This window comes from Pseudomonas sp. AC247, from assembly GCF_979258015.1.
Genome location: NZ_OZ409829.1, coordinates 2,906,868 through 2,933,017 on the forward strand (window position 1 = coordinate 2,906,868; position 26,150 = coordinate 2,933,017).

At 59.8% G+C, this 26,150-nt stretch carries 24 protein-coding genes, 2 pseudogenes and 1 riboswitch; of the genes and pseudogenes, 16 read left to right on the plus strand and 10 right to left on the minus strand.

Annotated features, from left to right (window positions below; translation table 11 throughout):
• Positions 1-116 precede the first annotated feature (116 nt).
• Positions 117-914 carry a crotonase/enoyl-CoA hydratase family protein gene (locus ACZZ0B_RS13205; RefSeq protein ID WP_110720953.1) on the plus strand — a complete coding sequence of 266 codons (798 nt, stop codon included), beginning with the start codon at positions 117-119 and terminating at the stop codon, positions 912-914.
• Between the two features lie 31 nt (positions 915-945).
• Positions 946-1,839 (plus strand): alpha/beta hydrolase family protein, encoded by an 894-nt coding sequence (locus ACZZ0B_RS13210; RefSeq protein ID WP_463545417.1) that lies wholly within the window; start codon positions 946-948, stop codon positions 1,837-1,839.
• A 210-nt stretch (positions 1,840-2,049) separates the two neighbouring features.
• On the opposite strand, the gene map is transcribed toward ACZZ0B_RS13210, so the two are convergent.
• The 3 genes from map to ACZZ0B_RS13225 form a co-directional block, all read right to left on the minus strand.
• Entirely contained in the window at positions 2,050-2,841 is a 792-nt protein-coding gene (map, locus tag ACZZ0B_RS13215) for a type I methionyl aminopeptidase (protein WP_463545418.1), read from the minus strand.
• Entirely contained in the window at positions 2,838-3,065 is a 228-nt protein-coding gene (locus ACZZ0B_RS13220; RefSeq protein ID WP_007918027.1) for a ParD-like family protein, read from the minus strand. Before ACZZ0B_RS13220 ends, map begins: the two co-directional genes overlap by 4 nt.
• A gap of 184 nt (positions 3,066-3,249) precedes the next feature.
• Positions 3,250-3,459, minus strand: a complete 210-nt coding sequence (locus tag ACZZ0B_RS13225; protein WP_463545419.1) for a hypothetical protein — start codon at positions 3,457-3,459, stop codon at positions 3,250-3,252.
• Positions 3,460-3,467: 8 nt separating this feature from the next.
• Here ACZZ0B_RS13225 and ACZZ0B_RS13230 point away from each other — a divergent pair, with 8 nt between their 5' ends.
• From ACZZ0B_RS13230 to ACZZ0B_RS13245, 4 genes are all read left to right on the plus strand, one after another.
• Entirely contained in the window at positions 3,468-4,403 is a 936-nt protein-coding gene (locus tag ACZZ0B_RS13230; protein ID WP_158830904.1) for a Ppx/GppA family phosphatase, read from the plus strand.
• Between the two features lie 42 nt (positions 4,404-4,445).
• Positions 4,446-4,639: riboswitch (cobalamin riboswitch) on the plus strand.
• Positions 4,640-4,784: 145 nt separating this feature from the next.
• On the plus strand, positions 4,785-5,798 hold the full coding sequence (locus ACZZ0B_RS13235; RefSeq protein ID WP_463545420.1) for an ABC transporter substrate-binding protein: 1,014 nt from the start codon (positions 4,785-4,787) through the stop codon (positions 5,796-5,798).
• Between the two features lie 8 nt (positions 5,799-5,806).
• Positions 5,807-6,811: a FecCD family ABC transporter permease gene (locus ACZZ0B_RS13240; protein WP_177323340.1), complete on the plus strand. Its 1,005-nt coding sequence runs from the start codon at positions 5,807-5,809 to the stop codon at positions 6,809-6,811.
• A complete protein-coding gene (locus tag ACZZ0B_RS13245) occupies positions 6,808-7,572 on the plus strand; it encodes an ABC transporter ATP-binding protein (protein WP_463545421.1) in 765 nt (254 codons plus the stop codon). Before ACZZ0B_RS13240 ends, ACZZ0B_RS13245 begins: the two co-directional genes overlap by 4 nt.
• On the opposite strand, the gene ACZZ0B_RS13250 is transcribed toward ACZZ0B_RS13245, so the two are convergent.
• Positions 7,511-8,062: a GNAT family N-acetyltransferase gene (locus ACZZ0B_RS13250; RefSeq protein ID WP_463545422.1), complete on the minus strand. Its 552-nt coding sequence runs from the start codon at positions 8,060-8,062 to the stop codon at positions 7,511-7,513. The two genes, ACZZ0B_RS13245 and ACZZ0B_RS13250, sit on opposite strands and share 62 nt — an antisense overlap.
• Positions 8,063-8,276: 214 nt before the next feature.
• On the minus strand, positions 8,277-10,565 hold the full coding sequence (gene metE / locus ACZZ0B_RS13255) for a 5-methyltetrahydropteroyltriglutamate--homocysteine S-methyltransferase (RefSeq protein ID WP_463545423.1): 2,289 nt from the start codon (positions 10,563-10,565) through the stop codon (positions 8,277-8,279).
• 423 nt (positions 10,566-10,988) lie between these two features.
• On the opposite strand from metE, the gene ACZZ0B_RS13260 reads away from it, so the two are divergent.
• The 4 genes from ACZZ0B_RS13260 (at position 10,989) to yecR (ending at position 15,195) form a co-directional block, all read left to right on the plus strand.
• The gene (locus ACZZ0B_RS13260; RefSeq protein ID WP_008085127.1) at positions 10,989-12,365 is read left to right on the plus strand and encodes a pyridoxal-phosphate dependent enzyme; all 1,377 of its coding nucleotides are present in this window, start codon (positions 10,989-10,991) and stop codon (positions 12,363-12,365) included.
• Positions 12,362-13,534 carry a cystathionine gamma-synthase gene (locus tag ACZZ0B_RS13265; RefSeq protein WP_440095101.1) on the plus strand — a complete coding sequence of 391 codons (1,173 nt, stop codon included), beginning with the start codon at positions 12,362-12,364 and terminating at the stop codon, positions 13,532-13,534. The genes ACZZ0B_RS13260 and ACZZ0B_RS13265 overlap by 4 nt, the downstream gene beginning before the upstream one ends.
• A gap of 553 nt (positions 13,535-14,087) precedes the next feature.
• On the plus strand, positions 14,088-14,696 hold the full coding sequence (locus ACZZ0B_RS13270; protein WP_463545424.1) for a phage infection protein: 609 nt from the start codon (positions 14,088-14,090) through the stop codon (positions 14,694-14,696).
• Between the two features lie 190 nt (positions 14,697-14,886).
• Positions 14,887-15,195, plus strand: a complete 309-nt coding sequence (gene yecR, locus ACZZ0B_RS13275) for a YecR family lipoprotein (RefSeq protein ID WP_008082757.1) — start codon at positions 14,887-14,889, stop codon at positions 15,193-15,195.
• A gap of 116 nt (positions 15,196-15,311) precedes the next feature.
• On the opposite strand, the gene ACZZ0B_RS13280 is transcribed toward yecR, so the two are convergent.
• Entirely contained in the window at positions 15,312-16,940 is a 1,629-nt protein-coding gene (locus ACZZ0B_RS13280) for an ATP-binding response regulator (RefSeq protein WP_463545425.1), read from the minus strand.
• Positions 16,941-17,055: 115 nt separating this feature from the next.
• On the opposite strand from ACZZ0B_RS13280, the gene ACZZ0B_RS13285 reads away from it, so the two are divergent.
• A complete protein-coding gene (locus ACZZ0B_RS13285; RefSeq protein ID WP_440095096.1) occupies positions 17,056-17,658 on the plus strand; it encodes a LuxR C-terminal-related transcriptional regulator in 603 nt (200 codons plus the stop codon).
• Positions 17,659-17,750: 92 nt separating this feature from the next.
• Here the strand turns inward: ACZZ0B_RS13285 and ACZZ0B_RS13290 are convergent, their stop codons facing one another.
• Positions 17,751-18,749, minus strand: a complete 999-nt coding sequence (locus ACZZ0B_RS13290) for a bile acid:sodium symporter family protein (protein WP_463545426.1) — start codon at positions 18,747-18,749, stop codon at positions 17,751-17,753.
• Positions 18,750-18,833: 84 nt separating this feature from the next.
• Here ACZZ0B_RS13290 and ACZZ0B_RS13295 point away from each other — a divergent pair, with 84 nt between their 5' ends.
• Positions 18,834-19,622: an AraC family transcriptional regulator gene (locus ACZZ0B_RS13295; RefSeq protein WP_463545427.1), complete on the plus strand. Its 789-nt coding sequence runs from the start codon at positions 18,834-18,836 to the stop codon at positions 19,620-19,622.
• Here ACZZ0B_RS13295 and ACZZ0B_RS13300 read toward each other — a convergent pair whose 3' ends face one another.
• Positions 19,623-20,567 (minus strand): Dyp-type peroxidase, encoded by a 945-nt coding sequence (locus ACZZ0B_RS13300; RefSeq protein ID WP_463545428.1) that lies wholly within the window; start codon positions 20,565-20,567, stop codon positions 19,623-19,625.
• Positions 20,568-20,763: 196 nt separating this feature from the next.
• On the opposite strand from ACZZ0B_RS13300, the gene ACZZ0B_RS13305 reads away from it, so the two are divergent.
• Positions 20,764-21,741 (plus strand): TerC family protein, encoded by a 978-nt coding sequence (locus ACZZ0B_RS13305; protein WP_463545429.1) that lies wholly within the window; start codon positions 20,764-20,766, stop codon positions 21,739-21,741.
• A 127-nt stretch (positions 21,742-21,868) separates the two neighbouring features.
• On the opposite strand, the gene ACZZ0B_RS13310 is transcribed toward ACZZ0B_RS13305, so the two are convergent.
• Positions 21,869-22,969, minus strand: coding sequence for a polyamine ABC transporter substrate-binding protein (locus tag ACZZ0B_RS13310; RefSeq protein WP_008082750.1), 1,101 nt, complete (start codon positions 22,967-22,969; stop codon positions 21,869-21,871).
• 358 nt (positions 22,970-23,327) lie between these two features.
• A complete protein-coding gene (locus ACZZ0B_RS13315; protein ID WP_008082749.1) occupies positions 23,328-24,734 on the minus strand; it encodes a purine-cytosine permease family protein in 1,407 nt (468 codons plus the stop codon).
• Positions 24,735-25,057: 323 nt separating this feature from the next.
• Between ACZZ0B_RS13315 and ACZZ0B_RS13320 the strand changes: the two genes are divergently transcribed.
• The 3 genes and pseudogenes from ACZZ0B_RS13320 to ACZZ0B_RS13330 all read left to right on the plus strand — a co-directional run.
• On the plus strand, positions 25,058-25,543 hold the full coding sequence (locus ACZZ0B_RS13320; protein WP_463545430.1) for a flavin reductase family protein: 486 nt from the start codon (positions 25,058-25,060) through the stop codon (positions 25,541-25,543).
• Between the two features lie 171 nt (positions 25,544-25,714).
• Positions 25,715-25,825 (plus strand): annotated as a pseudogene (locus tag ACZZ0B_RS13325) (flavin reductase family protein); the annotation flags it as partial.
• 187 nt (positions 25,826-26,012) lie between these two features.
• A pseudogene (locus tag ACZZ0B_RS13330) lies at positions 26,013-26,111 on the plus strand (flavin reductase family protein); the annotation flags it as partial.
• Positions 26,112-26,150 lie beyond the last annotated feature (39 nt).

Genomic DNA, 26,150 nt, shown 5'->3' on the forward strand with positions numbered 1-26,150 from the left:
TCTATGACATAAGCCTGCCCTTCTCAATTTGACGGTTACCAACTGTTCGTTTAGTTTCTATTTACCGAACAGATGGTCAGTAACTGGCCGCCGACAAAAAATCAGGGAGAGCAGAGATGAACGAAGCCAACAGTGGCCCCGGCCGAGTCACCCGCGAACAACGCGGTCAGTTGTTTTTGATCGGTCTGGATCGCGCCGGCAAACGCAACGCATTCGACAGTGCAATGCTGACGGACCTGGCATTGGCCATCGGCGAGTATGAGCGCAATGACGAACTGCGCTGCGCCGTGCTGTTCGCGTATGGCGAGCACTTCACCGCAGGCCTGGACTTGATGGAGCTGACGCCGAAACTGGTGTCAGGCGCCTTCAAGTATCCTGAAGAAGGCATCGACCCATGGGGCGTTTCCAAACCGCGCAGGCGTAAACCAGTGGTGGTTGCCATTGAAGGCATTTGCTGGACGGCGGGCATCGAATTGATGCTCAACGCCGACATCAGCATTGCCGCCACCAGTGCCCGTTTCGCTCATCTGGAAGTGTTGCGCGGGATCTCACCCGCCGGCGGTTCCACCGTGCGCTTCACCCGCGCAGCGGGCTGGACCGCCGCCATGCGCTACATGCTCACGGGGGAAGAGTTCGATGCCACTGCCGCCCTGCACATGCGCCTGCTGACCGAAGTGGTCGCACCCGGTCAGACTCTGGCACGCGCCATCGAATACGCCGAACGCATTGCCAAGGCTGCGCCTCTGGCGATTCAGGCGACGCTGCAATCGGCGTTTCTGGCGCAGGATCAGGGAGACGATGCGGCACTGTCGAAGCTTGATGAACAACTGCTGGCCCTGATCAAAACCGAGGATGTCCGCGAAGGCGTCATGGCGATGATGCAAAAGCGCGAACCGCAGTTCAAAGGTCGCTGAAGGCTTTGCTCAACTCACTCGGAACAATTTCATGAACACCATGGCCGCAGCCTTTGCCGAATCGATCCAGAGACAGGACATCGCCCTCATTGCCCGCGATGGTTATCCGTTGTCCGCCAAGCGCTACGGCGCAGCGGGCGTCGTCAAAGGTAACCTGATCATGGCCGGTGCCACCGGGGTCCAGCAGCGCTTTTATCGGCGTTTTGCCGAGCACGCGGCGCGCCAGGGCTTTCACGTGCTGACCCTCGATTACCGGGGCATCGGTGAATCGAAGCCGGCTTCCCTCAAAGGCTTTGAGATGTCTTATCTGGATTGGGCTTATCAGGATCTGGCGGCGGCAGTGGATCTGCTAAGCCAGGAAGCGTTGCCGTTGTATTGGGTCGGCCATTCGTTTGGTGGTCACGCGATTGGTCTGTTGCCCAATCACCCCGCCCTGACAGCTTGCTACACCCTGGGCAGTGGCGCGGGGTGGAGCGGCTGGATGTCCCGAACCGAGGCGTGGAAAATCAGCCTGATGTGGAAATGGGTCCTGCCGGCGATCGTTGCTCGCAAGGGCTACATGGCCTGGAGCATGCTAGGCATGGGCGATGATTTGCCGCTGGGCGTTTACAACGACTGGAAACGCTGGTGCAAATTCCCCCACTACTACTTCGACGACCCCGAGATGAGCCATCTGCATGCGCTCTACGCCGAGGTCACAACGCCATGCGTTTTCGCCACGTCGGTCGATGATCCGTGGGCGCCGCCGCGTTCGCGCGATGCGTTTGTCAAAGCCATGGTGAATGCGCCGCTGACATTGCTGGATCTGCAGCCGCCACTGGGCAGCAAACCGTACGGGCACATGGGTTACTTCCGTGAAAGCGCACAGCCGTTGTGGGATGAGGTGCTTGATTGGCTGCAAAGCATCCCTGCATACACCACATAACTTGTAGGAGCTGGCGCAGGCTGCGATCTGTTGATCTTGCTGTTAAAAACAAGATCAACAGATCGCAGCCTCGTTTCACTCGACAGCTCCTACAGGAGTGCATTCCAACTGTGGGAGCGAGCCTGCTCGCGAATGCGCTGTGTCATTCAATGTTGATGTTGACTGACACGGCGTCTTCGCGAGCGAGCTCCCACAGAGGGTTTATGGTGTTTAGGTGATCGGGGAATAGCCTTCGATGTCGTCGGGCCAGGCGGTGAGGATTTCGAAGCCCGTCTCCGTCACCGCCACCATATGCTCCCACTGCGCTGACAACGAGCCATCCTTGGTCAGCACCGTCCAGCCGTCCGGCATGTTCTTCACGTGACGTTTACCGGCATTGAGCATCGGCTCCACGGTAAAAATCATCCCGGCCTTGAGTTTCATGCCTTGATCGGGAAGGCCGTAATGCAGAATCTGCGGCTCATCGTGATAGACCTTGCCGATCCCGTGCCCGCAATACTCGCGTACGACGCTGAAGCCTTCCTTCTCCGCCAACGTCTGGATCGCGTGGCCGATATCGCCCAAGGTGGCGCCTGGCTTGACCACGCGAATCCCCGCGCACATGGCGTCATAGGTAGTCTTGATCAGATGCTGCGCCTCGGGTGTTGCCTCGCCGACCATGTACATGCGGCTGGTGTCGCCGAACCAGCCGTCCTTGATCACCGCGATGTCGAGGTTGACGATGTCGCCATCCTTCAACGGCGTGCCCGACGGAATGCCGTGACAGACCACATCATTGACCGAGGCGCAGACGGTTTTCGGAAAGCCGTGATAACCGACGTTGGCCGGCACTGCTTTTTGCACATTGACGATGTAGTCGTTGCACAGTTGATCGAGCTGATCAGTGGTGACGCCCGCCTTGACGTGCGGCACCAGCATCGCCAGTACTTCAGCGGCGAGTTTGCCGGCGGCGCGCGATTGCGCGATGTCGGCCGGGGTGTTGATCTTGATCTGGTTTCTCATGCGCTGACGGCTTCCTGAGTCAGTTGTTGCAGATCCAGCCCGCCGTTCTGTTCGGCGCGGATCAGCAAGCGGCAAATGGCGCTGTGGTCGAGGTTGGGGTGCAGTTCGGCGAGCATGCCGATGCGCATCCAGTGCTCGGCTTGCGCGTTGATCGAGCGGCTGAGAGCGTTGCTGGAGATACGCAGGTTCTCGTGCATGTCCTCTGAAATCTTTACGATGCCCATATATGAATCCGATACGATGTGTATATGGAACGTATATTAGCCAGCCTCTATTAAAAATTGCAAATACGACCCCTGTAGGAGCTGCCGAAGGCTGCGATCTTTTGATCTTGCTCTCCAAAAACAAAGTCAAAAGATCGCAGCCTTCGGCAGCTCCTACAGGGGTATGTGTAATGGTTTGCTTCGCTCAAATCGCAGGCAAAAAAAAGCTGCCACGAATGGCAGCAGAAACTTCAAGAACACGCGATGTATTGAGCCAAGCATAGACGCTGAATAATGACAGTGTCATGACAGCCGTAAATTCACTGAACCGCCCCTGCCCCGTCATCAGGCTGTCATCAAGATCGCGGCAGAATCCTCGCAAACCGTCTTGCGCCGCGTGACGGCTGTTTTGCAAGGATTCCCATGAAAGAACACGCCCCGCTGTTCGCTGCCATCGACTTGGGTTCGAATGCCTTTCGCCTGATGATCGGCCAGTCGGTGCGCAGTCGCAAAGGCTTCTTGATTCAGGAAGTGAAAACCCTGCGCGAACCGGTGCGTCTTGCCGAAGGCTTTGATGGCGGCGCGCTGGATGCGCTGGCGCTGGATCGCGGCTGGCAGGCGTTGGCGCGGTTCGGCAAAAAACTGCGCGGTTTCGAGGCCGGCCGGGTACGTGCGGTGGCGACCAGTGCGGTGCGTGAAGCGGATAACGCGCAGCTGTTTCTGGCCAGTGCCGAACGGCATCTGGGCTTCCCCATCGATGTGATTTGCGGCCATGAAGAAGCGCGCCTGGTCTACGCCGGCGTGACTCACGCCTTGCCGAGCGCCGAAGACCTGCGCCTGGTGGTCGACATCGGCGGCGGTTCCACCGAGCTGATCCTCGGCCAGGGTTCACAGCCGTTGCTGACCGAGAGCATCGCCATCGGCAGCGGCACCTTGAGCACGCGTTTCTTTCGCGGCGGCGATGTGTCCGCCGGCGCGCTGCAGGAAGCCGAGCGCTTCGCCATCCTGCAGTTTGAAAAAGTTGCCCGGCGCTATCGTGCTCAGGGCTGGCAGCAGACCATCGGCTCTTCCGGCACCGCGCGCATGCTGGCCAAAGTGCTCAAGGCCAACCGCCTCAACGATTTGGGTCAGGACGGCATCACCTACGGCGGACTGCTGCGCCTGTCGCTGCTGCTGCTGAAAGTCAACAACGTCCAGCAATTGCAACTCGCCGGCCTGCAACCGCACCGCCAAAGCATTCTCCCCGGTGGACTGGTGTTGATGCTGGCGGCGTTCAAAGTGTTTGGCATCGCGCAAATGCTGCCATCCGAACCGGGCCTGCGTTTGGGCGTGTTGCACGGTTTGATGAGCCAACACTAATCCTCGCTGCGGCAGATTCGTCTCCCCTTCAGCGGCTCGATCGACTACCATGCCGCCGCCGGTTCCCGAAGGGGACTAAGAGGGAATCCGAGGTGCTCGCACAGCACTGACCGGAACTGCCCCCGCAACTGTAGGTGCCGAGCCTGCTCCACGACTGCCACTGGGTGAATCCCGGGAAGGCCGGAGCCAGGCGATGACGCATCAGTCAGGAGACCTGCCGGCACAGTGACTCACTAACCGGCGGGGTGTCCGGGAAGGACATCGTGCCGTGCGCATCTTCAATGGATGACCGGCCTTGCGCTGTTGCCCTGACCGCGTTCGATGGTGTGTTTCCAATCCGTACTCTCCCGCTCCGCGTACGGATTCCCCGGAGACTGCCTCATGCTGCTGCCCCGCGTTGCCACCTTCATCACTGGCCTGAGCCTTTGCACCCTGGCCCACGCGGCACCGACCGCTTACCCGCTGACGGTGGAAAACTGCGGCAGCACCCTCACCTTCCAACACGCCCCGACGCGCACGGTGACCATCGGCCAGGCCGGCACGGAAATGCTTTACGCCCTGGGTCTGGGCGACAAAGTCGTCGGCACTTCGCTGTGGTTCAACAACGTGCTGGCCAAGTACAAGGCGCAGAACGACCAGATCGAGCGCCTGGCCGATAACGAGCCGAGTTTTGAATCGGTGATCGGCAAGCGTCCGGAACTGGTCGCCGTGGAGCTGGAATGGATGGTCGGCCCGCAAGGCGCGGTCGGCACTCGCGAACAGTTTCATGAACTGAAGATTCCGACGTACCTGCTGCCCTCCGATTGCGAAGCCAAGGACAACCTCGTCGGCGCCGACGGCACGCGCCTGGCACCGTTTCGCATCGACACGATCTACAAGAGCGTGAGTCAACTGGCGCAAATCTTCGATGTGCAGGAGCGTGGCCAGCAGCTCAACGACGCACTCAAGGCCAGTCTCGCCCGCTCGATTGCCATCGCCCAGGGCAAACAGCTGAAGGACGCCAGCGCGCTGGTCTGGTTCTCCAGCGCACAGATGGACATCGAGCCGTTCGTGGCCGGACACAAAGGCATTCCCGATTTCATGCTCAGCACCCTCGGCGTGCGCAACGTGGTGCAATCCGATGAAGAGTGGCCAACGGTTGGCTGGGAAACCATCGCCAAGGCCAACCCGACCTTCCTCGTCATCGCCCGAATGGACCGTCGACGCTTCCCCGCTGACGACCATGAAAAGAAACTCGCCTTCCTGCGCAGCGACCCGGTGACGCGCAACATGGACGCGGTGAAACACAACCGCATCATCGTTCTCGACGCCATGGCCATGCAGGCGAGCCTGCGCATGTTCGATGGCCTGGAACAACTGGCCACGGCCATCAACGGCTATGACCTGTCGCAATGAGTGCAAGCCTGATCCGTACGCTGCTGGCCTTGGCGACACTGTTGATTGCAGTGGTTGCCGGCGTGGCCATCGGTGAGACCTCGATTGAACCGGGCGTGGTGTTGCAAGTCCTCGCCAACAAACTGTGGGGCGCCGGCTATGCGCTCGACCCCATCGACGAAGGCATTGTCTGGAACTATCGATTGACCCGCGCACTGGTCGCCGCGGCCTGTGGTGCCGGGTTGGCGACGTGCGGGGTGATTTTGCAGTCGCTGTTGCGCAACCCGTTGGCCGATCCGTATCTGCTGGGCATCTCCGCCGGCGCCTCGACCGGCGCGGTGATGGTGGCATTGCTCGGCGTCGGCGCCGGGGTGGTTTCGCTGTCGGCGGGCGCGTTTGCCGGGGCGGTGACGGCGTTTGTGCTGGTGATTGTGCTGGCGCGGGTCAGCGGCTCGGCCAGTGGCACCGGACAAATCATTCTCGCGGGCATCGCCGGCTCGCAGCTGTTCAATGCACTGACCGCGTTTCTGATTACCCGCTCAGCCAGCTCGGAACAGGCGCGCGGCATCATGTTCTGGCTGCTTGGCAATCTCGGCGGCGTGCGTTGGCCGTCGGTGTGGCTGGCAGTGCCGGTGGCATTCGCCGGTCTGGTCGTGTGCCTGTGGCATCGTCGCGCGCTGGATGCGTTTACCTTTGGCGCAGACTCGGCGGCGTCCCTCGGCATTGCGGTGCGCCGGGTGCAGATTCTGCTGATCGGCTGTGCGGCGCTGGTGACAGCGGTGATGGTCTCGATTGTCGGCTCGATAGGCTTTGTCGGGCTGGTGATTCCGCATGCCGCACGTCTGCTGCTCGGCACCGGGCATGCTCGGCTGTTGCCGGCCAGTGCGTTGGGGGGCGCGGTGTTTTTGATCGCCGCCGACGTGTTGTCGCGCACCTTGATCAAGGGGCAGGTGATTCCGGTCGGCGTGATCACCGCGCTGGTCGGTGCGCCGGTGTTCGCGTTGATTCTGGTCGCACGCAGGTCTGCTCGATGAGCGGCGTTCTGAGTTGTTCCGGGTTGACCTTCAAGGTGCGCGGTGCCGAGTTGCTCAACGGTGTCAGCCTTGCGGTCGAGCGCGGCGAGACCCTCGGTATCGTCGGGCCCAACGGTTCGGGCAAATCGACCCTGTTGAAACTGTTGGCCGGGTTGCGCGAACCGAGCGCTGGCGAAGTACTGCTCGACGGTCAGCGTCTGGGCAAAATGTCCCGCCGCAGCATTGCGCAGAAACTTGCAGTGGTCGAGCAACAGGCTGACACCGACGACGGCATTCGCGTGTTCGACGCTGTAGCGCTGGGGCGCACGCCGTGGCTGTCGGCGCTGCAACCGTGGTCGGCGGCTGACGATGCCATCGTCCAACAGGCGCTGACCGACGTTGACGCGACGCACCTGCGCAATCGTCTCTGGCGCAGCCTGTCGGGCGGTGAGCGACAACGCGTACACATCGCTCGGGCATTGGCGCAGCGACCGCAAATTCTATTGCTGGATGAGCCGGCCAATCATCTCGACATTCAGCATCAACTGACCATTCTCAACGTGGTGCAGGCGTTGCCGGTGACCACGTTGATCGCCCTGCATGATCTGAATCAGGCGTTAAAATGCGATCGTCTGGCGGTGCTGGAGCGCGGGCGGCTGGTGGCGTTGGGCGAACCGCTGGAGGTGCTGACACCGCAGCGGTTGCAGGAAACATTCGGGGTCAGAGCGCATTACCTGACGGATCCGTTTGACGGGGCGCAGATTCTACGTTTCCACGCATGACGGCGTGCATGTGTGTGGTCTGCCACACCGGGTCAGCGTCGGCATCAATGATCTCGAAACCCTGCCGCTGCCAGAACGCGATGGCGCCCGGCAGAAACGGATGGGTGTGCAGGTAAATCACGTCTACTGCGTTGGCGAGTGCCAGATCCTTGAGTGATCCATACAGTGCGCCGGCCAGCCCTGAACGGCGCTGCGCAGGCAGGACGAACAGACGCACGACCTCCACCACTGTGCGGTCGGGATAGGCAAGGTGCGGGAAGCGTCGGTCATAAGGGAGATAGCCGATGGACGCGACGATTTGCCCTTCGTGGCGAGCGATCAGAAAGCGCCCTGCCCCATGCAGATAAACCTCGGCAAAACGCGCCAGATCGTCGGGCATGCCCGTCGCGCTCAGCTTCGGGAAAAGCTCGGCGCGGGCCTTTAGAACAAAATCCAGCACTTCAGGAATGTCGGCGTCGGATACGGTCTGGATAACGGGTTGATCACTCATGTAGCGGCAAACACCTGAACTGCGGCTGGGCACAGTAGCAACAGCCTCCCGGCGATGCCAAGGAAATCCCCGATTCTGAACTTCATACACAACCCTTGTAGGAGTGAGCCTGCTCGCGATAGCGGTGTGTCAGTCAACTCATTAGTGACTGATGCGACGCCATCGCGAGCAGGCTCACTCCTACAGGGGATTGTGTGTATTCCAGCTGTAGGTGTCAGGCCAGCTCTTTGCGCAGTTGGCGGGCGGCGGTGACCATGTGCACCAGCGCCGCTTCGGTTTCCGGCCAGCCGCGGGTTTTCAGGCCGCAGTCCGGGTTGACCCACAGGCGTTCTGCCGGAATACGCTTGGCCGCCTTGCGCAGCAGATTAGCCATTTCCGAAGCATCCGGAATGCGTGGCGAGTGGATGTCGTAGACGCCCGGGCCGATGTCGTTCGGGTAGGCAAAGGCTTCGAAGGCGTCCAGCAGCTCCATGTCCGAACGTGAGGTTTCGATGGTGATCACGTCGGCATCCATCGCCGCGATCGACTCGATCACGTCGTTGAACTCGCTGTAGCACATGTGCGTGTGGATCTGCGTTTCGTCGCGCACACCCGAGGCGCACAGGCGGAACACTTCCGTCGCCCAATCCAGATAAGGCTGCCACTGCGCCTGACGCAACGGCAGGCCTTCACGGAACGCCGCTTCGTCAATCTGCACGATCTTGATGCCGGCAGCTTCCAGGTCAACCACTTCGTCACGGATTGCCAGCGCCAGTTGCCGGGCCTGCACTTCACGGCTGACGTCTTCACGCGGGAACGACCACATCAGCATCGTCACCGGACCGGTCAGCATGCCTTTCATGACCTTGTCGGTCAGGCCCTGAGCGTAGCGGATCCACTCGACGGTCATGGCTTTCGGACGGCTCAAGTCGCCGAAGATCACTGCCGGTTTCACACAACGCGAACCGTAGCTTTGCACCCAGCCAAAGCGGGTGAAAACGTAGCCGTCGAGTTGCTCGGCGAAGTATTCGACCATGTCGTTGCGTTCGGCTTCACCGTGCACCAGCACATCGAGGCCCAGACGCTCCTGGATTTCCACCGCGTGGCGGATTTCGCTGTGCATCGCTTCGGTGTATTCGGAAAGGGTCAGCTTGCCTTGCTTGAACGACTGGCGTGCGAGACGAATCGACCCGGTTTGCGGGAACGAACCGATGGTTGTGGTCGGGAACAGCGGCAGATCGAGACCAGCGCGCTGCTTGGCAATGCGCTTGGCAAACAGCGATTGACGCTGGCTGTCCTTGGCGGTGATTGCCGCCACCCGAGCCTGAACGGCAGGCTTGTGAATACGTGGCGACGCCGCGCGGGCGGCCTGCACCGAACGGCTTACGGTCAGGGCACGCAGCACTTTCGGCGCTTCCGGTTGGTTGACGGCTTGAGCCAGCACCGCCACTTCTTCGCACTTCTGTACGGCAAAGGCCAGCCAGCTTTTCAGCTCGGCATCGAGCTTGTCTTCACGGCCCAGATCCACCGGGCTGTGCAGCAACGAGCAGGACGGCGCGACCCACAGGCGATCGCCCAGACGCTCGTGCGCATGCTGCAAAGTCGCCAAGGCATTTTCCAGATCGCAGCGCCAGACATTACGGCCGTTGACCACGCCCAGGGACAACACTTTATAAGCCGGCAAGCGATCAAGAATGGTCGGGTATTGCTCCGGTGCGCGCACCAGATCAATGTGCAAACCGTCGACCGGCAGGTTGGCGGCCAAACCGAGGTTTTCTTCCAGGCCCCCGAAGTACGTAGCCAGCAGTTTCTTCAGCGGATCGCGCTGGATCTGGTTGTAGGCACGCTCGAAAGCGTTCTTCCATTCTTGCGGCAGGTCGAGCACCAGAATCGGCTCATCGATCTGCACCCACTCGACGCCTTGGGCCGCGAGACGCGAGAAGATCTGCCCGTACAGCGGCAGCAGGCGATCAAGCAATTCGAGTTTGTCGAACTCCGCGCCTTTGGCCTTGCCCAGCCACAGGTAAGTCAGCGGGCCGATGATCACCGGTTTGACGTTATGCCCCAGTGCGCGCGCTTCTTCGACTTCTTCGAACAACTGCTCCCAGCCCAATTGGAACTGTTGATCCGCACTGAATTCCGGGACCAGATAGTGGTAATTGGTGTCGAACCACTTGGTCATTTCCTGAGCGTGTGCCCCGCCGCAGCAACTGTCGCTGACGCCGCGCGCCATGCCAAAAAGGGTGTGCAGGTTGGCTTTGCCGTCGTGCGGACGGAAGCGCTCAGGGATCACACCGAACATCAGCGAGTGCGTCAGCACTTGGTCGTACCAGGCGAAATCGCCAACTGGCAGCAACTCGATGCCGGCGTTTTTCTGCAAGTCCCAATGGGCCTTGCGCAGCTCGCGACCGACGTCACGCAGGCCTGCCTCGTTCAGTTCTCCTTTCCAGAACGCCTCTTGCGCTTTCTTCAGTTCGCGGTCGCGACCGATGCGCGGAAATCCAAGGGAATGGGCCAGTGCCATAACAAACAACTCCAATGTCTTGTTGATGGCGGCCATTGTCGGCAGCAGCGACTAGTGAGACAAACTCATTTTAATCTTGATCATCGCGAGTTTCCCTCATGATCAACTAATCGCAGCCTGTCACCTGAAAACACTGCAAAGTTGAAATCGCGGACGACGGTTGAACGGTTTTTGCGGCAGGAAATTTCTCGGCAATTCAAGCTGTTCGTCGCCATGAAGGCGCCCTTTGAAAACTCAATGACGCCTCCGTATAAACGCCCCCAAAAGCCCCCCTACAGGTCTTTGATTTCGATCTATCGTTAGATCGAATTGGCTGTATTGGCGACGGACTAATGGTTGCGACAGAGGATGTCTGAGCCTATGTTGCACGCGAGTCTTTTCCCCGCGATTGGAACGCGATCAACACCACTAAGAGGTGAAGAAATGTCAAAGGAATCACGCCCTGCCGTACTTGGGCTGATCGGCAATACTCCGCTGGTGCAAGTCACCCGCTTCGATACCGGGCCGTGCACGCTGTTTCTCAAACTTGAATCGCAGAACCCCGGGGGTTCGATCAAGGACCGCATCGGTCTGGCGATGATCGACGCCGCCGAACGCGATGGGCGTCTGCAACCCGGTGGCACCATTGTTGAAGCCACTGCCGGTAACACTGGCCTGGGCCTGGCACTGGTTGGTCGCGCCAAAGGCTATCGTGTGGTGCTGGTGGTGCCGGACAAAATGTCCACCGAAAAAGTCCTGCACCTGAAGGCCATGGGCGCCGAAGTACACATCACCCGCTCCGACGTCGGCAAGGGCCATCCCGAGTATTACCAGGACGTCGCCGCGCGTCTGGCCAAGGACATTCCCGGCGCATTCTTCGCCGACCAGTTCAACAACCCGGCCAACCCGCTGGCCCACGAATGCAGCACCGCGCCGGAAATCTGGGCGCAGACCGAACATGATCTGGACGCCATCGTCGTCGGTGTCGGTTCGGCCGGCACGCTGACGGGCCTGAGCCGTTTCTTCAAACGCGTGCAGCCGGATCTGGAAATGGTCCTGGCTGACCCGGTCGGTTCGGTCATGGCCCAATACAGCCGTGACGGCACAATGCCGACGCCCGGTTCATGGGCGGTGGAAGGCATTGGCGAAGACTTCATTCCATCGATCACCGACCTCTCCAGCGTGCGCCACGCCTACTCGATCAGCGATGAGGAAAGCTTCGACCACGCCCGTCAGTTGCTCAAGGCCGAAGGCATTCTGGGTGGTTCGTCGACCGGCACCCTGCTCGCCGCCGCACTGCGTTATTGCCGCGAACAGACCGAGCCGAAACGCGTGGTGAGTTTTGTCTGCGACACCGGCACGCGTTATCTGTCGAAGGTCTACAACGACCAATGGATGACCGATCAAGGCCTGTTGCAGCGTAAGGGCTACGGCGATTTGCGTGACTTGATCGCCCGCCGTTTCGAAGACGGCCGGGTGATCAGTGTCGGCCCTGACGACACCCTGCTGACCGCATTCCAGCGCATGCGCCTGGCGGATGTCTCGCAATTGCCGGTGCTGGTGGAAGGCAAGCAACTGGTCGGCGTGATCGATGAATCGGACATCCTCCTGCCAGTGCATGAAGACGCCGCTCGCTTCAGCCAATCGGTCTCCAGCGTGATGACCGACAAACTGCAAACCCTTGCACCCGGCGCCAGCCTGTCCGAGCTCGAATCGGTACTCAGCCGTGGCCTCGTCGCCATCATTGCCGATGCATCGGGCTTCCATGGCCTGATCACCCGCACCGACATGCTCAACCAATTACGGAGATCCCTCGCATGAGTCAGCACGACGACAAATCCCAAGGCTTCGCGACCCGGGTGATCCACGCCGGGCAAACGCCGGACCCGACCACCGGCGCACTGATGCCGCCGATCTACGCCAACTCCACCTACCTGCAAGACAGCCCCGGCGTACACAAGGGTTTCGATTACGGGCGCTCGCACAACCCGACGCGTTTTGCCCTGGAGCGCTGCGTGGCGGATCTGGAAGGTGGCACCCGCGCATTCGCCTTCGCTTCCGGGCTGGCGGCCATTTCCACGGTGCTGGAATTGCTCGATGCCGGCTCGCACATCGTCTCCGGCAATGACTTGTACGGCGGCACCTTCCGCCTGTTCGACAAGGTCCGTCAGCGCAGTGCCGGGCACCGCTTCAGCTTTGTCGATCTGGCCGATCTGTCGGCGTTCGAAGCGTCTTTGCAGGACGACACGCGCATGGTCATGGTCGAGACCCCGACCAACCCGCTGCTGAGCCTCTCGGATCTGGCCGCGATCGCCCGTATCTGCCGCGCTCGCGGAATTATTTGCGTAGCCGACAACACCTTCGCCAGCCCTTATATCCAGCGTCCGCTGGAGTTGGGTTTCGATATCGTGCTGCACTCGACCACCAAATACTTGAACGGTCACTCCGATGTGATCGGCGGCATTGCCGTGGTCGGCCAGAACGAAGAACTGGCCGAGAAGCTGGGCTTTCTGCAGAACGCGGTCGGTGCGATTGCCGGGCCGTTCGATGCGTTTCTGACCCTGCGCGGGGTGAAAACCCTGGCGCTGCGCATGGAACGTCATTGCAGCAACGCGCTGGATCTGGCGCGGTGGCTGGAGCAACAGCCGCAAATCAAACGCGTCTACTATCCGGGCCTTGAGTCGCACCCGCAACATGAGTTGGCCAAGCGCCAGATGCGTGGTTTTGGCGGGATGATTTCCGTCGATCTGAACAGTGATCTGGCGGGCGCGCGGCGCTTCCTTGAGAACGTGAAGATCTTCGCCCTGGCGGAAAGTCTCGGTGGCGTGGAAAGCCTGATCGAGCATCCGGCGATCATGACCCACGCAACCATTCCGGCGGATACCCGCGCCAAACTGGGCATTGGCGATGGTCTGGTGCGTCTGTCGGTGGGCGTCGAGGACGTCGAAGACCTGCGCGCCGATCTGGCGCAGGCGCTGCAATCGATCTGACCGGGCAAGAACGACAAAGCCCGCACGAAGCGGGCTTTGGTGTTCGAGCAGGCGGCCAGTGCTGGTCTCTGGCTTACAAGGTTTATCGGGCTTCCCACAGTACCGGGCCAAATTGAAAAGGTACGGCCTCGGCTGCTTCACACGGCATAAGGGCTGGATCTCAGCGCGGAGATCTTTCTAACCGTGTACCTTTCGGAGCGCGCCCCACGCCCCCTTGCTATCCGATTGCGCATCAGTCTGCGTCTTCGCCTACCTCTTTGAGACTAGCAAAGGCTCGCCGAACCGCTTCGTCGTTTTTAGATTGATTTCAACTGTGTCTGACCGGTACAGGAAGAGAAGCGCCTAACGCCCGTCGATCCCCCCGCCACGCCGCCTCGCTAGCGCGATCTATACTCAACCAGTTCGATCATGATTATGTCGACACCCGCACGCCAGACGGTGTGCCCGTGCCTTTCGCCCACCAGACTGACCCAAGCCAATGAGTCGCAGCGCCAACGAATAAGCGACGAACGATGCCTCATCGCGTTGTGGCTGACGGGTCATGGAGAAAACTATGAAACACAAGCTGTTGTCAGGCGTGCTTCTGGCGGTCGTGGCGACCGTTGTGGTGCCCAATGTCTGGGCGGCGCAGCCGCAGGCGTTGGCGTCCGATGGCGCCGATCATGTCGGTGCGGGCGCGGTGGCTTCTGACGGCGCCGATCATGTCGGTACGGGCGCGGTGGCTTCTGACGGCGCCGATCATGTCGGTGCAGGCGCGGTGGCTTCTGACGGCGCCGATCATGTTGGTGCAGGCTCGGTGGCGTCTGACGGCGCCGACCATGTTGGTGCAGGCGCGGTGGCTTCTGACGGCGCCGATCATGTCGGTGCAGGCGTGGTGGCTTCTGATGGGGCTGACCATGTTGGTGCGGGCGCGGTCGCTTCCGACGGGGCTGAGCATGTCGGTGCGGGCGCAGTCGCTTCTGATGGTGCCGATCATGTCGGTGCAGGCGCATTGGCGGCTGATGGTGCCGATCATGTCGGTGCAGGCGCATTGGCGGCTGATGGCGCTGATCGTACCGGTGTCAACCGAGTTGCCTATTCGCGGGTCGGCGTCGGCTCTGATCGGGTCGCCTCCGCATTGATGACAGGCAGTTATTCCGACCAGTTCAACAGCCCTCAGTAATCATCCCTTGGCCCAACGGGCGGTTCCCACGAGCCGCCTGTTGAGCACCGCACTAGCACATTTGTGCTAATCGACCGCCTCCTCACCTGGCGTTATATTCCCCGCATCCCCGATGCTCCTCGACGTTGCCTGTTCGCAGCGTGCGGATCGTTGTGCCTGGAAATCAGAACAACACCAAGGAAGAAACACTATGAAATCCCTGATCGCAACACTCACGCTTAGCGCCCTGTTCCTCACTGGCTGCGCCACGCCGAAACAATGGGAAGCCACTGGCGGCAGCAAAAACGATGGCGTCGTCCAGGTCTCCTATGAACTGGGCCAATTCGAAAGCGGCCAGACCAGCGCCGAACAAGGCCTGACCGTCGCCGCGCAACGCTGCAAGACCTGGGGATACAAAAACGCCGAGGTCACCGGCTCCGAGAAAAACATCTGCCGCACCATGGGGCAATACAACTGCCTGCAGACCACCATCACCCAGGATTACCTGTGCAAGCGCTAGACGCTTGACCCTGTAGGAGCTGTCGAGTGCAACGAGGCTGCGATCTTTTGATCCTGCTCTTCTCATCAACATCAAAAGATCGCAGCGTGCCGCAGCGCCTACAGACCCATGGACACCTACAAGGCATTTTCGGTGAGTTCGGGCTGGCGATCGCGCAGGGCTCGCAAGGTCGCGCGCAGTTCGGCCGGGCGTACCGGTTTGGACAGAATGGCGATGTCACGGTCGTGCAGGGCTGCCTGGATTTTTTCGACGTCATGTCCGGTGATGATCATCGCTGGCACGGCCCAACCGCGTTGCCTGCGCACATCGTCGATGCATTCGATTCCGGTAGCGTGGGTGCCGAGGTCATAGTCGGCAACGATGATGTCGCAGTCGGTAACCAGATTCTGCGCACTTAGCTCCGCCTGCACCGAGCAGCCCCAACGCTCCAACAGCGCCGAAGTCGCGAGCAATACGTTGCGATCATCCTCCACCAGACACACCTTCAGCCCGGTCAGCAAACCGACCTGACGCGCCTCATCCCGATTGACCGCTGACTGCGGCGGTGAGGTGATCGGCAACCCGTACAAGGTCACCGCCGTTCCCCGCCCGAGCCGCGAGCGCAGGGCAACACTTACGCCGATCAACTCTCCCAGACGCTTGACGATCGCCAGCCCCAGCCCCACGCCTTCGACGTCTTTGTCACGCACTTGCCGCACCCGATAAAACTCCTCGAACACCTTGGCCAGATGCTCTTCGGCAATTCCGTGGCCTTGGTCATAAATCACAATGGCCAGCCCTGCCCCGCGCCGACGCACGCCGATCAAAACCGGCCGATGCGCACCGTATTTGAAGCAGTTGGAAAGCACGTTTTGCACCATGGTCGCCAGCAGTGCCGGATCGGTCTGAACCCAGTACGGGCAAGGTCGCAAGCGCAGCTCAACGCCGGCCCAATGTGCGGCTTCAGCGTTCTGGCGAATCAGCTCCGCCAGCCATTCGCCCAGATTCACACTTTGCAGTTTCGGCAGGACGCGACCGTTATCGAGGGTGTACAGATCGAGAATCGAGCGAAACAGCTGTGAAACATTGAGCAATGAACGGTCGATATTGTCGACCAGACGCCGCTCCTCATCGCCTAATCGTGACTCACGCAGGCACGCGGTGAACAGGCCGATAGAGTGAATAGGCTGGCGCAAATCATGACTGGCCTGGGCAAGAAACCGCGACTTTTCCAGATTCGCCGCCACCGCCTCTTCGGAGGCCTTGCGCGTACGCTCCAACAGCAAGTGCGCATAAAACGGGATCACCGTGCTGGTGATGATCAGCATCAACACCATGAACGGTTGCGCCTGCCACACCGGGGTCAGACGATAAACACACACCAGCGCCAGCAACGCCAATGCCGTGGCAATCGCCAGATAACGCGAGCCATAGCGCATACCATTGCCGAGGTTGACCCAGATGATCACCGCATACAGCGGCAACGCCGCCTCGCCACCGACCACAAGGCCAAAGCAGGTGCCGGTGTAATCGTGGACCATGGCGAAAATCCGCCGCGCCGGGTAATGCCCCGGCCAGCGCGCAATCGCCTGACGCAAGCCTATCGAGGCCAGCAAAAACACAAAGATGTAGGTGACCACCGGCAGATACGTATCGAAGCGCTGGCCCGGCAAAAAACCGAGGATGAGCATGTAAACCACGGCAATACTGGCGATGATAATGCGCAGATTGGCCTGGTCGAGTTCGGTGTTTTTCTCGAACTTCATGGTTAAACATCCTTGTGCGGCAATCGTCAAAATCAAAAGGAACCTACAGGCAACCCTTGCGCTCGGTGCTAATGTGCAGGCCTTAAGCAACGCCTGACCCAGGGAGGGTCATGCCATGACCTGCCGAATTATCATAGCCGACGATCACCCGCTGTTTCGCGAAGCAATGCTGCACACGGTTCAGCGTTTGCTGCCCGAAGCCGTTATCGACGAAGCCGGTGACCTCGACGCCGTACTGGCCCTGCTGCCCTTGGGTGACGAACCCGAGACGCTGATTCTCGATCTCAGGTTCCCCGGGCTGACCTGCGTCAGCCAGTTGGCCGAACTGCGTCGACGCTTGCCGCGTACCACGTTGATAGTGGTGTCGATGGTGGATGATGAGTCGCTGATCAGCGAAGTCATGGCCGCCGGGATCGACGGTTTTATCGGCAAGAACATTGCCCCCGATGAAATCGGTCAGGCGATTCTGGCGATTCGTGAAGGTGAGGTGCTGGTGAAGTTTGCGCCTTCGGGCTTGTTGCCGCTGGAAACCGGCGCCGCCCTCACGCCTCGTCAGCAGGACGTGCTGCGCTTGATTGCCCAAGGCAAGACCAACAAGGAAATCGCCCGCGAACTGGATATTTCACCGTTCACGGTACGGATTCATGTGTCTTCGTTGTTGCGCACGTTAAACGTGCCCTCGCGGGCGGCAGCCGTGAAATACGCAGGAACTCTGTAGGAGCTGCCGCAGGCTGCGATCTTTTGACTTTGTTTTTAAAGACAAGATCAAAAGATCGCAGCCTTCGGCAGCTCCTACACGTAGACGGTGTGTTATGGGTCGACTTGCGCCATCAGCTCGGGCACCGACTCAGGGCGCTTGGCGTAGCGCTGGGCCAACACCGCGCAGACCATCAACTGAATCTGGTGGAACAGCATCAGCGGCAGAATCAACACGCCAATCGTGCTACCGGCAAACAGCACCTGCGCCATCGGCACGCCAGTGGCCAGACTCTTTTTCGAACCGCAGAACAGGATGGTGATGCGGTCTTCCTGATTGAAGCCAAACACCTTGCCCAACAGGGTCGAGGCCAGCAACACCAGCGCCAGCAGGATGCAGCAGACCACCACCAGCCCCAGCAACTCGAACAGCGGAATCTGATGCCAGATGCCTTCGTTGACCGCTTCGCTGAACGCACCGTAAACCACCAACAGAATCGAGCCCTGATCGACGAACTTCAGCCAGTTCTTGTTGCGCCCGACCCACGCGCCGATCCAGCGACGGGCGATCTGCCCGGCAATGAATGGCAGCAGCAATTGCACGCTGATTTTCAGGATTGCATCAAGCGTCGAGCCGCCATCACCGTGGACGTTGAGCAGCAGGGTCACCAGCAACGGCGTGAGGAAAATCCCGAACAGACTCGACGCCGCCGCGCTGCAAATCGCCGCCGGAATATTGCCCCGTGCCAAAGAAGTGAAAGCAATCGCCGACTGCACCGTGGCGGGCAGTGCGCAGAGATACAGCATGCCCATGTACAACTTGTCGCCGATCAACGGTGACAGCAGTGGTTTCAGCGCCAGGCCCAATAACGGGAAAAGCACAAAGGTCAGGCCGAACACCAGCAAGTGCAGGCGCCAGTGGCCGGCGCCGGCAATGATCGATTCACGGGACAGTTTGGCGCCATGCAGGAAAAACAGCAGGGCAATCGCCAGGTTAGTCAGCCAGCCGAAGCCGACCGCGACTTGGCCGCTGGCCGGCAGAAAACTCGCCAGCAGGACCACGCCGACCAGCGTGAGGGTGAAATTGTCGGGTAAAAATCTGGGGCGCGTCATGGTGTGCTCATCCGGGGGTTGCCAGTGCGTGCCGACGACTCTAACGTGACTACAAATTACCGACTAACGCCGAAGGGCCACAAGATGCCGCCTAAAGGACATGACAAAAGCGTGCGCCGCAGCATTCCCGGGCTGCCCAGCCTGCCGCGTCCGCTGTACGGGCGCACCGAATCGCTGCCCAATCGCGCCCTGACCCGGCGCCACAGTCATCCGTGGGTGCAGTTGTCGTACGCGATTCAGGGCGTGCTGGAAATACAGACCAGCGCAGGACGCTTCGTCGCCCCGCCCGAGCGCGCCGTGTGGATTCCGGCGGGTGTGCCGCATCGGGTGTTCAGCTCGCCGCACACCGAAATGCGCAGTCTGTACATCGATTGCAGCGTTGCCGGATGGGCAATCGAGCGTTGTCACGTGCTCGGCGTCAGCGATCTGCTCAGGGAACTGATCCGCGCGTTCAGTCAGGTTCCGGTGGAATACGACCAGAGCGGCCCGCATGGACGCCTCGCCCAAGTGATCCTCGATCAACTGGCCGAAGCGCCGCAGATCGACCTGATGCTGCCGCTGCCGCAAGACGTCCGCTTAAAGCAGATCTACCTGAGCCTTGAACAACATCCAGAACAACAGACCACGCTGAGCCACTGGAGCGAGAAATTCGGCGTCACTGAAAAAACCCTCACCCGCCTGTTCCTGCGCGACACCGGCCTGACCTTCCGCGCCTGGCGTCAACGCCTGCGCTTGCTCGGGGCGCTGACGCCGCTGGAGAAAGGCGAACGCGTCACCGATGTGGCGCTGGCCTGCGGCTACGACTCGACGTCGGCGTTTATCGCGGCGTTCCGACAACAGTTTGGCGAAACGCCGGGGGAGTTTTTTCGCTGATCAACGCTCCGCGAGTTCTTCCAGCAGATCGGCTGAAGGTACGAAGTACAAGCCGCCGGTGACGGCGGTGCTGAAGTCGAGCAACTTGTCATAGTTACCCACCGGCTTGCCGACAAACATGTTCTCCAGCATCTGCTCCATCGGTTCAGGTTTGCGTGCGTAACCGATGAAAAAAGTGCCGAATTCGCCAGCGCCCGGCCGCCCGAACGGCATGTTGTCACGGAGGATCTTCACTTCCTCGCCCTCCGCCGTGGTGATCGTCGTCAGCGCACTGTGCGAGTTGCTCGGTTTCACCGAGTCGTCCAGTTCGATGTCGGAGAGTTTCTTGCGACCGATCACCCGTTCCTGCGCTTCGACACTCAGCGAATTCCACGCAGTCATGTTGTGCAGGTACTTCTGCACCAGCACGTAGCTGCCGCCGCTGAAGTCCGGATCTTCGTCACCGACGATGGTGAAATTGACCGCTTTGCGCCCGACAGGGTTTTCCGTGCCGTCGACAAAACCGATGATGCCGCGCATGTCGAAATAGCGGAAGCCCTGCACCTCGTCGACCACGGTGACGGCGTCGCCCAGCACGGCCATGATTTGCGTGGCCAGTTCAAAGCACAGGTCCATCTGATCGGCACGGATGTGCAACAGCAGGTCGCCCGGAGTTGACGGTGCGTGGCGCCCTTCTCCACCGAATTCGCGAAAGCTGTGCAGGGACGCCGGGCGCGGGTGGCCGAACAGGCGATCCCAGGCGTTCGAGGAAAAGCCGCAGATACAGGTCAGATTGCCTGACGGCACGCGCTTGCCGACCGACCGCACCAGCCCGGCAACATCACCGCACCAGCCTTTCACGGTTGCGGCGGCGTCGGCCCCCTCATTGAGTGTCGCGACGATAAAAATCGCGCTGCGGGTGATCGGGCTGCACACGGCTTGCGGTTCGAGAATGTCGGTTTGCATGGCTGAAAATGCCGCTCCGTAAGGGTGACACCAACGGTGCGACCCGAAATCGAGGAAAGAATCGGATGCCCCTGTTGGCCCGAGACTTCGTTTTTATCGAACTCTACCGCAGAAATAAACGATTTTTCTTGCCCGCCAACGCACCGCTAGCATGGCTTCGTCTGAGCCTAATCGAATCACAGACAGGGAGCGTGACATGCCAACCACTCACATCAACATCGGCGAACCCTGGATGTGGGGCGCCTTCATCGTCTTTGTGCTAGCGATGCTGGCATTGGACCTGTTTGTTTTCGGTGGACGCAAGGCGCACCGGGTGTCAGTGCGCGAAGCCTTGTCCTGGGTCATTGCCTGGTGCTTGTTGGCGCTGAGCTTCGCCGCCCTGCTCTGGTGGTACCTGAACGGCACGTTCGGCGCGGATATCGCCCGGCAGAAGACTCTGGAATTTCTCACCGGTTACCTGATCGAGCAATCGCTGTCGATCGACAACATGTTCATCTTCGTGATGATCTTCAGCTACTTCGCCGTGCCGCCCGAGTTGCAGCGACGGGTGCTGCTGTACGGCGTGCTCGGGGCGATTGTGATGCGCGCGGCGATGATCTTCGCCGGCGTGTGGCTGGTGTCACAGTTCGCATGGCTGCTGTACGCGTTCGGTGTGTTCCTGATCATCACCGGGGTCAAGATGCTGGTGTTCGCCGAGCATCAACCGGACCTCGACAACAATCCCTTGCTGCGCTGGGTACGCGGGCATTTGCGCATTACCAGCGGCTTTCATGGCGAGCGGTTTTTCATTGTGCAAAACGGCGTGCGTTGGGCGACGCCGATGTTTCTGGTGTTGGTGTTGATCGAAGCGAGCGACTTGATGTTTGCGGTCGACAGCATCCCGGCAATCTTCGCTGTGACCACCGACCCGTTCATCATTTTCACCTCGAACATCTTCGCGATCATGGGCCTGCGGGCGCTGTACTTCCTGCTGGCGGACATGGCTGAGCGCTTTCATTTGCTCAAGTATGGGCTGGCGATTGTGTTGGTATTTATCGGCACCAAGATGGTGTTGATGCCGTGGTTGCACATGCCGGTGGAGTGGTCGCTGGCGGTAGTGGGTGGGGTGGTTCTCGGCTCGGTCCTGTTGAGCCTGCTCATCTCCCGCAAAGAGAACCGCACAAACCTCCTGTAGGAGCTGCCGCAGGCTGCGATCTTTTGATCTTGTCTTTTAAAACAAAGTCAAAAGATCGCAGCCTGCGGCAGCCCCTACACGGGTTGTTTTCACGATCCGGCGATGTAGATGTAATAGAAACAGAGGGTTATTTGTCGGATTTGATGTTGGTCCAGACGCGGGTGCGTACGCGTTCCAGTTTTTGCGGCAATGGCTGGACGACGTAGAGGTTTTTCAGCGCCTCCGGCGTTGGTGTCAGGTTCGGGTTGTCAGTGATTTCTTTGTTGATCAGCGGGATCGAATCCTTGTTCGCATTCGGGTAGCCGAGGAAGTCACTGATGGGCGCGATCACTTTCGGATCGAGCAAGTTGTTGAGGAATTCGTGCGCCTCTTCGACATTTTTCGCGCTCTTCGGAATCGCGAAGGTATCGAACCAGATCGGCGCGCCTTCCTTCGGCAAGCGCCAGTCGACCACGACACCGTTTTTCGCCTCTTTGGCACGGTTGCCGAACTGGTAGAAACTGCCCGAATACCCGATGGCCACGCAGATGTCGCCGTTGGCGATGTCGGTCATGTACTTGGCCGAGTTGAAGTAGGTCACGTAGGGGCGGACCTTGAGCATCAGTTCTTTGGCTTTTTCATAGTCGGCGGGGTTCTGGCTGTTTGGATCGAGTCCTAGATAATGCAGGGCCAGCGGCAGAATTTCCGTCGGTGAATCGAGCATTGCTACGCCGCAGGATTTTAGCTTTTCCATGTTCTCCGGCTTGAACACCAGATCCCAACTGTCGACCGGCGCGTTATCGCCCAGCGCAGCCTTGACCTTCGCCGGGTTGAAGCCGATCAGCACGGTGCCGACCATGTAAGGCACGCCGTACTGGTTGCCCGGGTCGTTCTTGCCCAGCAGTTTCAACAGCTCCGGATCCTGGTGGCTCCAGTTCGGCAGTTTCGACTTGTCGAGTTTCTGGAACACGCCCGCCTTGATCTGCGTTTCGAGGAACTGGTTCGACGGCACGACGAGGTCGTAGCCGGAGTTGCCGGTGAGCAGTTTGGCTTCCAGCGATTCATTGGTGTCGAAGGTGTCCCAGATCACTTTGATGCCACTTTTTGCAGCGAAATCCTTGGGCACCGACGGCAGAATGTAATCCGCCCAGTTGTATACCCGCAGTTCGCGTTGCTCGGCCTGGACGGCGCTGGCCAGCAGCGTCAGCCCACACACGGTGGCACCCAGAATGCGTTTCATCGTGACCATGGTTGTATCCCCAGAATGCGGCGTGAGTTCGATGGTTTTTATGTTCTGTACACGGCAGCGGCTGTAAGGGTAGCCGGGGTAAAAAGGTCCAGCGTCTAGTTGTGGTTTTGATTCTTGCCGACAGCGTAGACGGATCACAGTGGGGGATGGGCCAAAAGGGGATCGATGTGGCCAATATGAATGACCACCCGGATGCGCGAGCATCCTGCAAATCACTTGTGGCGAGGGGATTTATCCCCGATGGGCTGCGAAGCGCCCCCCGTTCAATCCCAGGGAGGAACGCATTCGCTGATTTCACGACTGCTTCGCAGCCGATCGGGGATAAATCCCCTCGCCACAGTTTTGGCTGCGGGGGGACTCAGTCTGTGTAGCCCAGTTTTGCCACCCTGCTCTGCTGCGCTTGGCCACGTGTCGCCAGGCAGTAATACAGCGGCACAGTAACCACCAGACCAACCAGCCAAGACAAGTCCGCACCATCCACCAGATTGGCGTAAGGCCCTACGTACAGCGAAGTGTTGGCAAACGGCAACTGCACAATGATGCCAATGAAGTAGGCAACGATCGCGTGCAGATTGAAGCGACCGTAGATGCCGCCGTCAGCCTGGAAGATCGAGGTGATGTCGTAGCAGCCACGCTTGATCAGGTAGAAGTCGATCAGGTTGATCGAAGCCCACGGCACCAGCACCAGCAACAGCGCCAGAATCAGGCCGATGAACTCGGAAATGAAATCCGCCGACGCCCCCAGCGCCACCACGCAGCAACCGGCCAACACCACGCTCGACAGCACCACGCGCACCTTGATGCTTGGCGTCCATTGGCTGGCGAAGGTCTGGATTGAGGTGATGATCGAGAGCACCGCGCCGTACAGATTCAGCGCGTTGTGGCTGATGATATTGAGCAAGAACAGCACCATCAGAATCGGACCCAGCCACCCGGTGGACTGCTTGACCGCGACCATCGCTTCAGTGCCTTCCGGCGTCGCCAGCACGGCCACGGCGCCAAACGTGAAAGACAAAATCGTGCCCAGCGTCGCGCCCAGATACGTCGCCCAGAACGGCTTGGCGATACCAATATCGGCCGGCAGGTAACGCGAATAGTCAGAGACGTACGGCGAGAAACTGATCTGCCAGATGATCCCCAGCGACACCGTCGCCAGCCAGCCCGACAGGTTGAAACTGCCGCGCGTAAAGAAGTCCGCCGGCAAGTCATGGGCAAAGATGTAGATGAAACCGGCCAGCAACGCGCTGCCCATCACCCAGGTACCGATGCGGTTCAGCGTGTGAATGAAGTTGTAGCCGATCACGCCAATCGCCGTGGCCGCCAACGCACCGATCAGAATGCTCAGCGGCGCCGGCACCGACGGCGCGATGCCGACGATGGATTTACCGGCCAGCACGATGTTGGAAATGAAAAAGCCGATGTAGATGATCGCCGCAAAAAACACGATCAGCAGCGCACCATAGCGGCCGAACTGACCACGACTCTGGACCATCTGCGGAATGCCCATGCGCGGGCCCTGGGCCGACGCCAGCGCGATCACCACGCCGCCGATCATGTGCCCGAGCGCAATCGCCAGCAGCCCCCAGAACAAATCGAGATGGAACACTTGAACCACCATGGCGCCGGTGACAATGGGCAGTGGCGCAATGTTGGTGCTGAACCAAAGGGTGAACAGGTCGCGGGCCTTCCCGTGGCGTTCCGCGAGTGGGACGTAGTCGACCGTATGATTCTCGATCAACGGATCTTGCCGGGACATCTGGGACATATGCATGAACTCGAGTTTGTCTGTTCTTATCGTTGTATGAAGCCAAACCGGGGGACTCTCTGGTCGCCCCTCAGATGCAAACCATATTATGGTATTCCAAACTTTGCACAAGACTGATCCGCTAATTTGAACGCTATCTGATCCGCCATCCTCGCTGATTCCGCACGCCTCTGACCAGGTGAAAGCCCCGTAAACATTGACTTTCCGACGAAAGCAGCACGTTTATCGGTTCACCTGAAAATCCCTTGCAAAGAATGTATTACGGTATACCATCAGACCTACAAACACATAAAAACCGCGTCACACCACCCGAGGACCACCCAATGATCGATGCTGCCATCTACAAACAAGTCATGGGCTCGTTCCCGTCCGGCGTCACTGTCATCACCACGCTGGATGACGATGGCCAGATCGTCGGCCTGACCGCCAGCGCGTTCAGTTCGCTGTCGATGGACCCGGCGCTGGTGCTGTTCTGCCCCAACTACAGCTCTGATTCCTATCCGGTTTTGATCAAGAACAAACGTTTTGCCATTCACCTTTTATCCGGTAGCCAGCAAAGCGAAGCCTACGCCTTCGCCCGTAAAGGCAAGGACAAGGCGCAGGGCATCGAGTGGACGTTGAGCGAGTTGGGCAACCCGATTCTGGCCAATGCAACGGCAGTGATCGAGTGCGAGCTGTGGCGCGAATATGAAGGGGGTGACCACGCGATCATGGTCGGCGCGGTGAAGAACCTGATCGTGCCCGAGCAGGTTGCCGGGCCGCTGGTGTACTGCCACGGCAAGATGGGCGCCCTGCCCGCTGTGGCTTGATCCAGAACCCCTGGATCAACACAAATCAACTGTAGGAGTGAGCCTGCTCGCGATAGCGGTGTGTCAGTTAACTAAAGGTCGACTGACATGAGGCTATCGCGAGCAGGCTCACTCCTACAGGTTTTTTTGGTGTTTGGACTGGCGGGGTCAGGTGCACAACCGTCACACCACGACTACGCGATCATGGTCGGCGCGGTGAAGAACCTGATCGTGCCCGAACAAGTTGCCGCGCCGTTGGTGTACTGCCACGGCAAGATGGGCGCCCTGCCCGCTGCGGCCTGATCCCCTTTTCAACACATAACCCTGTGGGAGCTGGCTTGCCAGCGATAGCGTCAGTGCAGTCAGCATTAATGTTGACTGTGATGACGCCATCGCTGGCAAGCCAGCTCCCACAGGTTTTTTGGTATTTGGGCTGGCGCGGTCAGGTTTGGAAGCGGCCACCAGTTGATTCAATGTCTGTGACAACGCCATGGTCGGCGCGGTGAAGAACCTGATCGTGCCCGAACAAGTTGCCGCGCCGTTGGTGTACTGCCACGGCAAGATGGGCGCCCTGCCCGCTGTGGCCTGATCCCCTTTTCAACACATAACCCTGTGGGAGCTGGCTTGC

What these genes read in the sequence shown, in the direction of transcription:
- ACZZ0B_RS13205 (WP_110720953.1), top strand. Translation starts at nt 117, where the DNA reads ATGAACGAAGCCAACAGTGGCCCCGGCCGAGTCACCCGCGAACAACGC.
- ACZZ0B_RS13210 (WP_463545417.1), top strand. Translation starts at nt 946, where the DNA reads ATGAACACCATGGCCGCAGCCTTTGCCGAATCGATCCAGAGACAGGAC.
- map (WP_463545418.1), bottom strand. Translation starts at nt 2,841, where the DNA reads ATGAGAAACCAGATCAAGATCAACACCCCGGCCGACATCGCGCAATCG.
- ACZZ0B_RS13220 (WP_007918027.1), bottom strand. Translation starts at nt 3,065, where the DNA reads ATGGGCATCGTAAAGATTTCAGAGGACATGCACGAGAACCTGCGTATC.
- ACZZ0B_RS13230 (WP_158830904.1), top strand. Translation starts at nt 3,468, where the DNA reads ATGAAAGAACACGCCCCGCTGTTCGCTGCCATCGACTTGGGTTCGAAT.
- ACZZ0B_RS13235 (WP_463545420.1), top strand. Translation starts at nt 4,785, where the DNA reads ATGCTGCTGCCCCGCGTTGCCACCTTCATCACTGGCCTGAGCCTTTGC.
- ACZZ0B_RS13245 (WP_463545421.1), top strand. Translation starts at nt 6,808, where the DNA reads ATGAGCGGCGTTCTGAGTTGTTCCGGGTTGACCTTCAAGGTGCGCGGT.
- ACZZ0B_RS13250 (WP_463545422.1), bottom strand. Translation starts at nt 8,062, where the DNA reads ATGAGTGATCAACCCGTTATCCAGACCGTATCCGACGCCGACATTCCT.
- metE (WP_463545423.1), bottom strand. Translation starts at nt 10,565, where the DNA reads ATGGCACTGGCCCATTCCCTTGGATTTCCGCGCATCGGTCGCGACCGC.
- ACZZ0B_RS13260 (WP_008085127.1), top strand. Translation starts at nt 10,989, where the DNA reads ATGTCAAAGGAATCACGCCCTGCCGTACTTGGGCTGATCGGCAATACT.
- ACZZ0B_RS13265 (WP_440095101.1), top strand. Translation starts at nt 12,362, where the DNA reads ATGAGTCAGCACGACGACAAATCCCAAGGCTTCGCGACCCGGGTGATC.
- ACZZ0B_RS13270 (WP_463545424.1), top strand. Translation starts at nt 14,088, where the DNA reads ATGAAACACAAGCTGTTGTCAGGCGTGCTTCTGGCGGTCGTGGCGACC.
- yecR (WP_008082757.1), top strand. Translation starts at nt 14,887, where the DNA reads ATGAAATCCCTGATCGCAACACTCACGCTTAGCGCCCTGTTCCTCACT.
- ACZZ0B_RS13280 (WP_463545425.1), bottom strand. Translation starts at nt 16,940, where the DNA reads ATGAAGTTCGAGAAAAACACCGAACTCGACCAGGCCAATCTGCGCATT.
- ACZZ0B_RS13285 (WP_440095096.1), top strand. Translation starts at nt 17,056, where the DNA reads ATGACCTGCCGAATTATCATAGCCGACGATCACCCGCTGTTTCGCGAA.
- ACZZ0B_RS13290 (WP_463545426.1), bottom strand. Translation starts at nt 18,749, where the DNA reads ATGACGCGCCCCAGATTTTTACCCGACAATTTCACCCTCACGCTGGTC.
- ACZZ0B_RS13295 (WP_463545427.1), top strand. Translation starts at nt 18,834, where the DNA reads ATGCCGCCTAAAGGACATGACAAAAGCGTGCGCCGCAGCATTCCCGGG.
- ACZZ0B_RS13300 (WP_463545428.1), bottom strand. Translation starts at nt 20,567, where the DNA reads ATGCAAACCGACATTCTCGAACCGCAAGCCGTGTGCAGCCCGATCACC.
- ACZZ0B_RS13305 (WP_463545429.1), top strand. Translation starts at nt 20,764, where the DNA reads ATGCCAACCACTCACATCAACATCGGCGAACCCTGGATGTGGGGCGCC.
- ACZZ0B_RS13310 (WP_008082750.1), bottom strand. Translation starts at nt 22,969, where the DNA reads ATGGTCACGATGAAACGCATTCTGGGTGCCACCGTGTGTGGGCTGACG.
- ACZZ0B_RS13315 (WP_008082749.1), bottom strand. Translation starts at nt 24,734, where the DNA reads ATGTCCCAGATGTCCCGGCAAGATCCGTTGATCGAGAATCATACGGTC.
- ACZZ0B_RS13320 (WP_463545430.1), top strand. Translation starts at nt 25,058, where the DNA reads ATGATCGATGCTGCCATCTACAAACAAGTCATGGGCTCGTTCCCGTCC.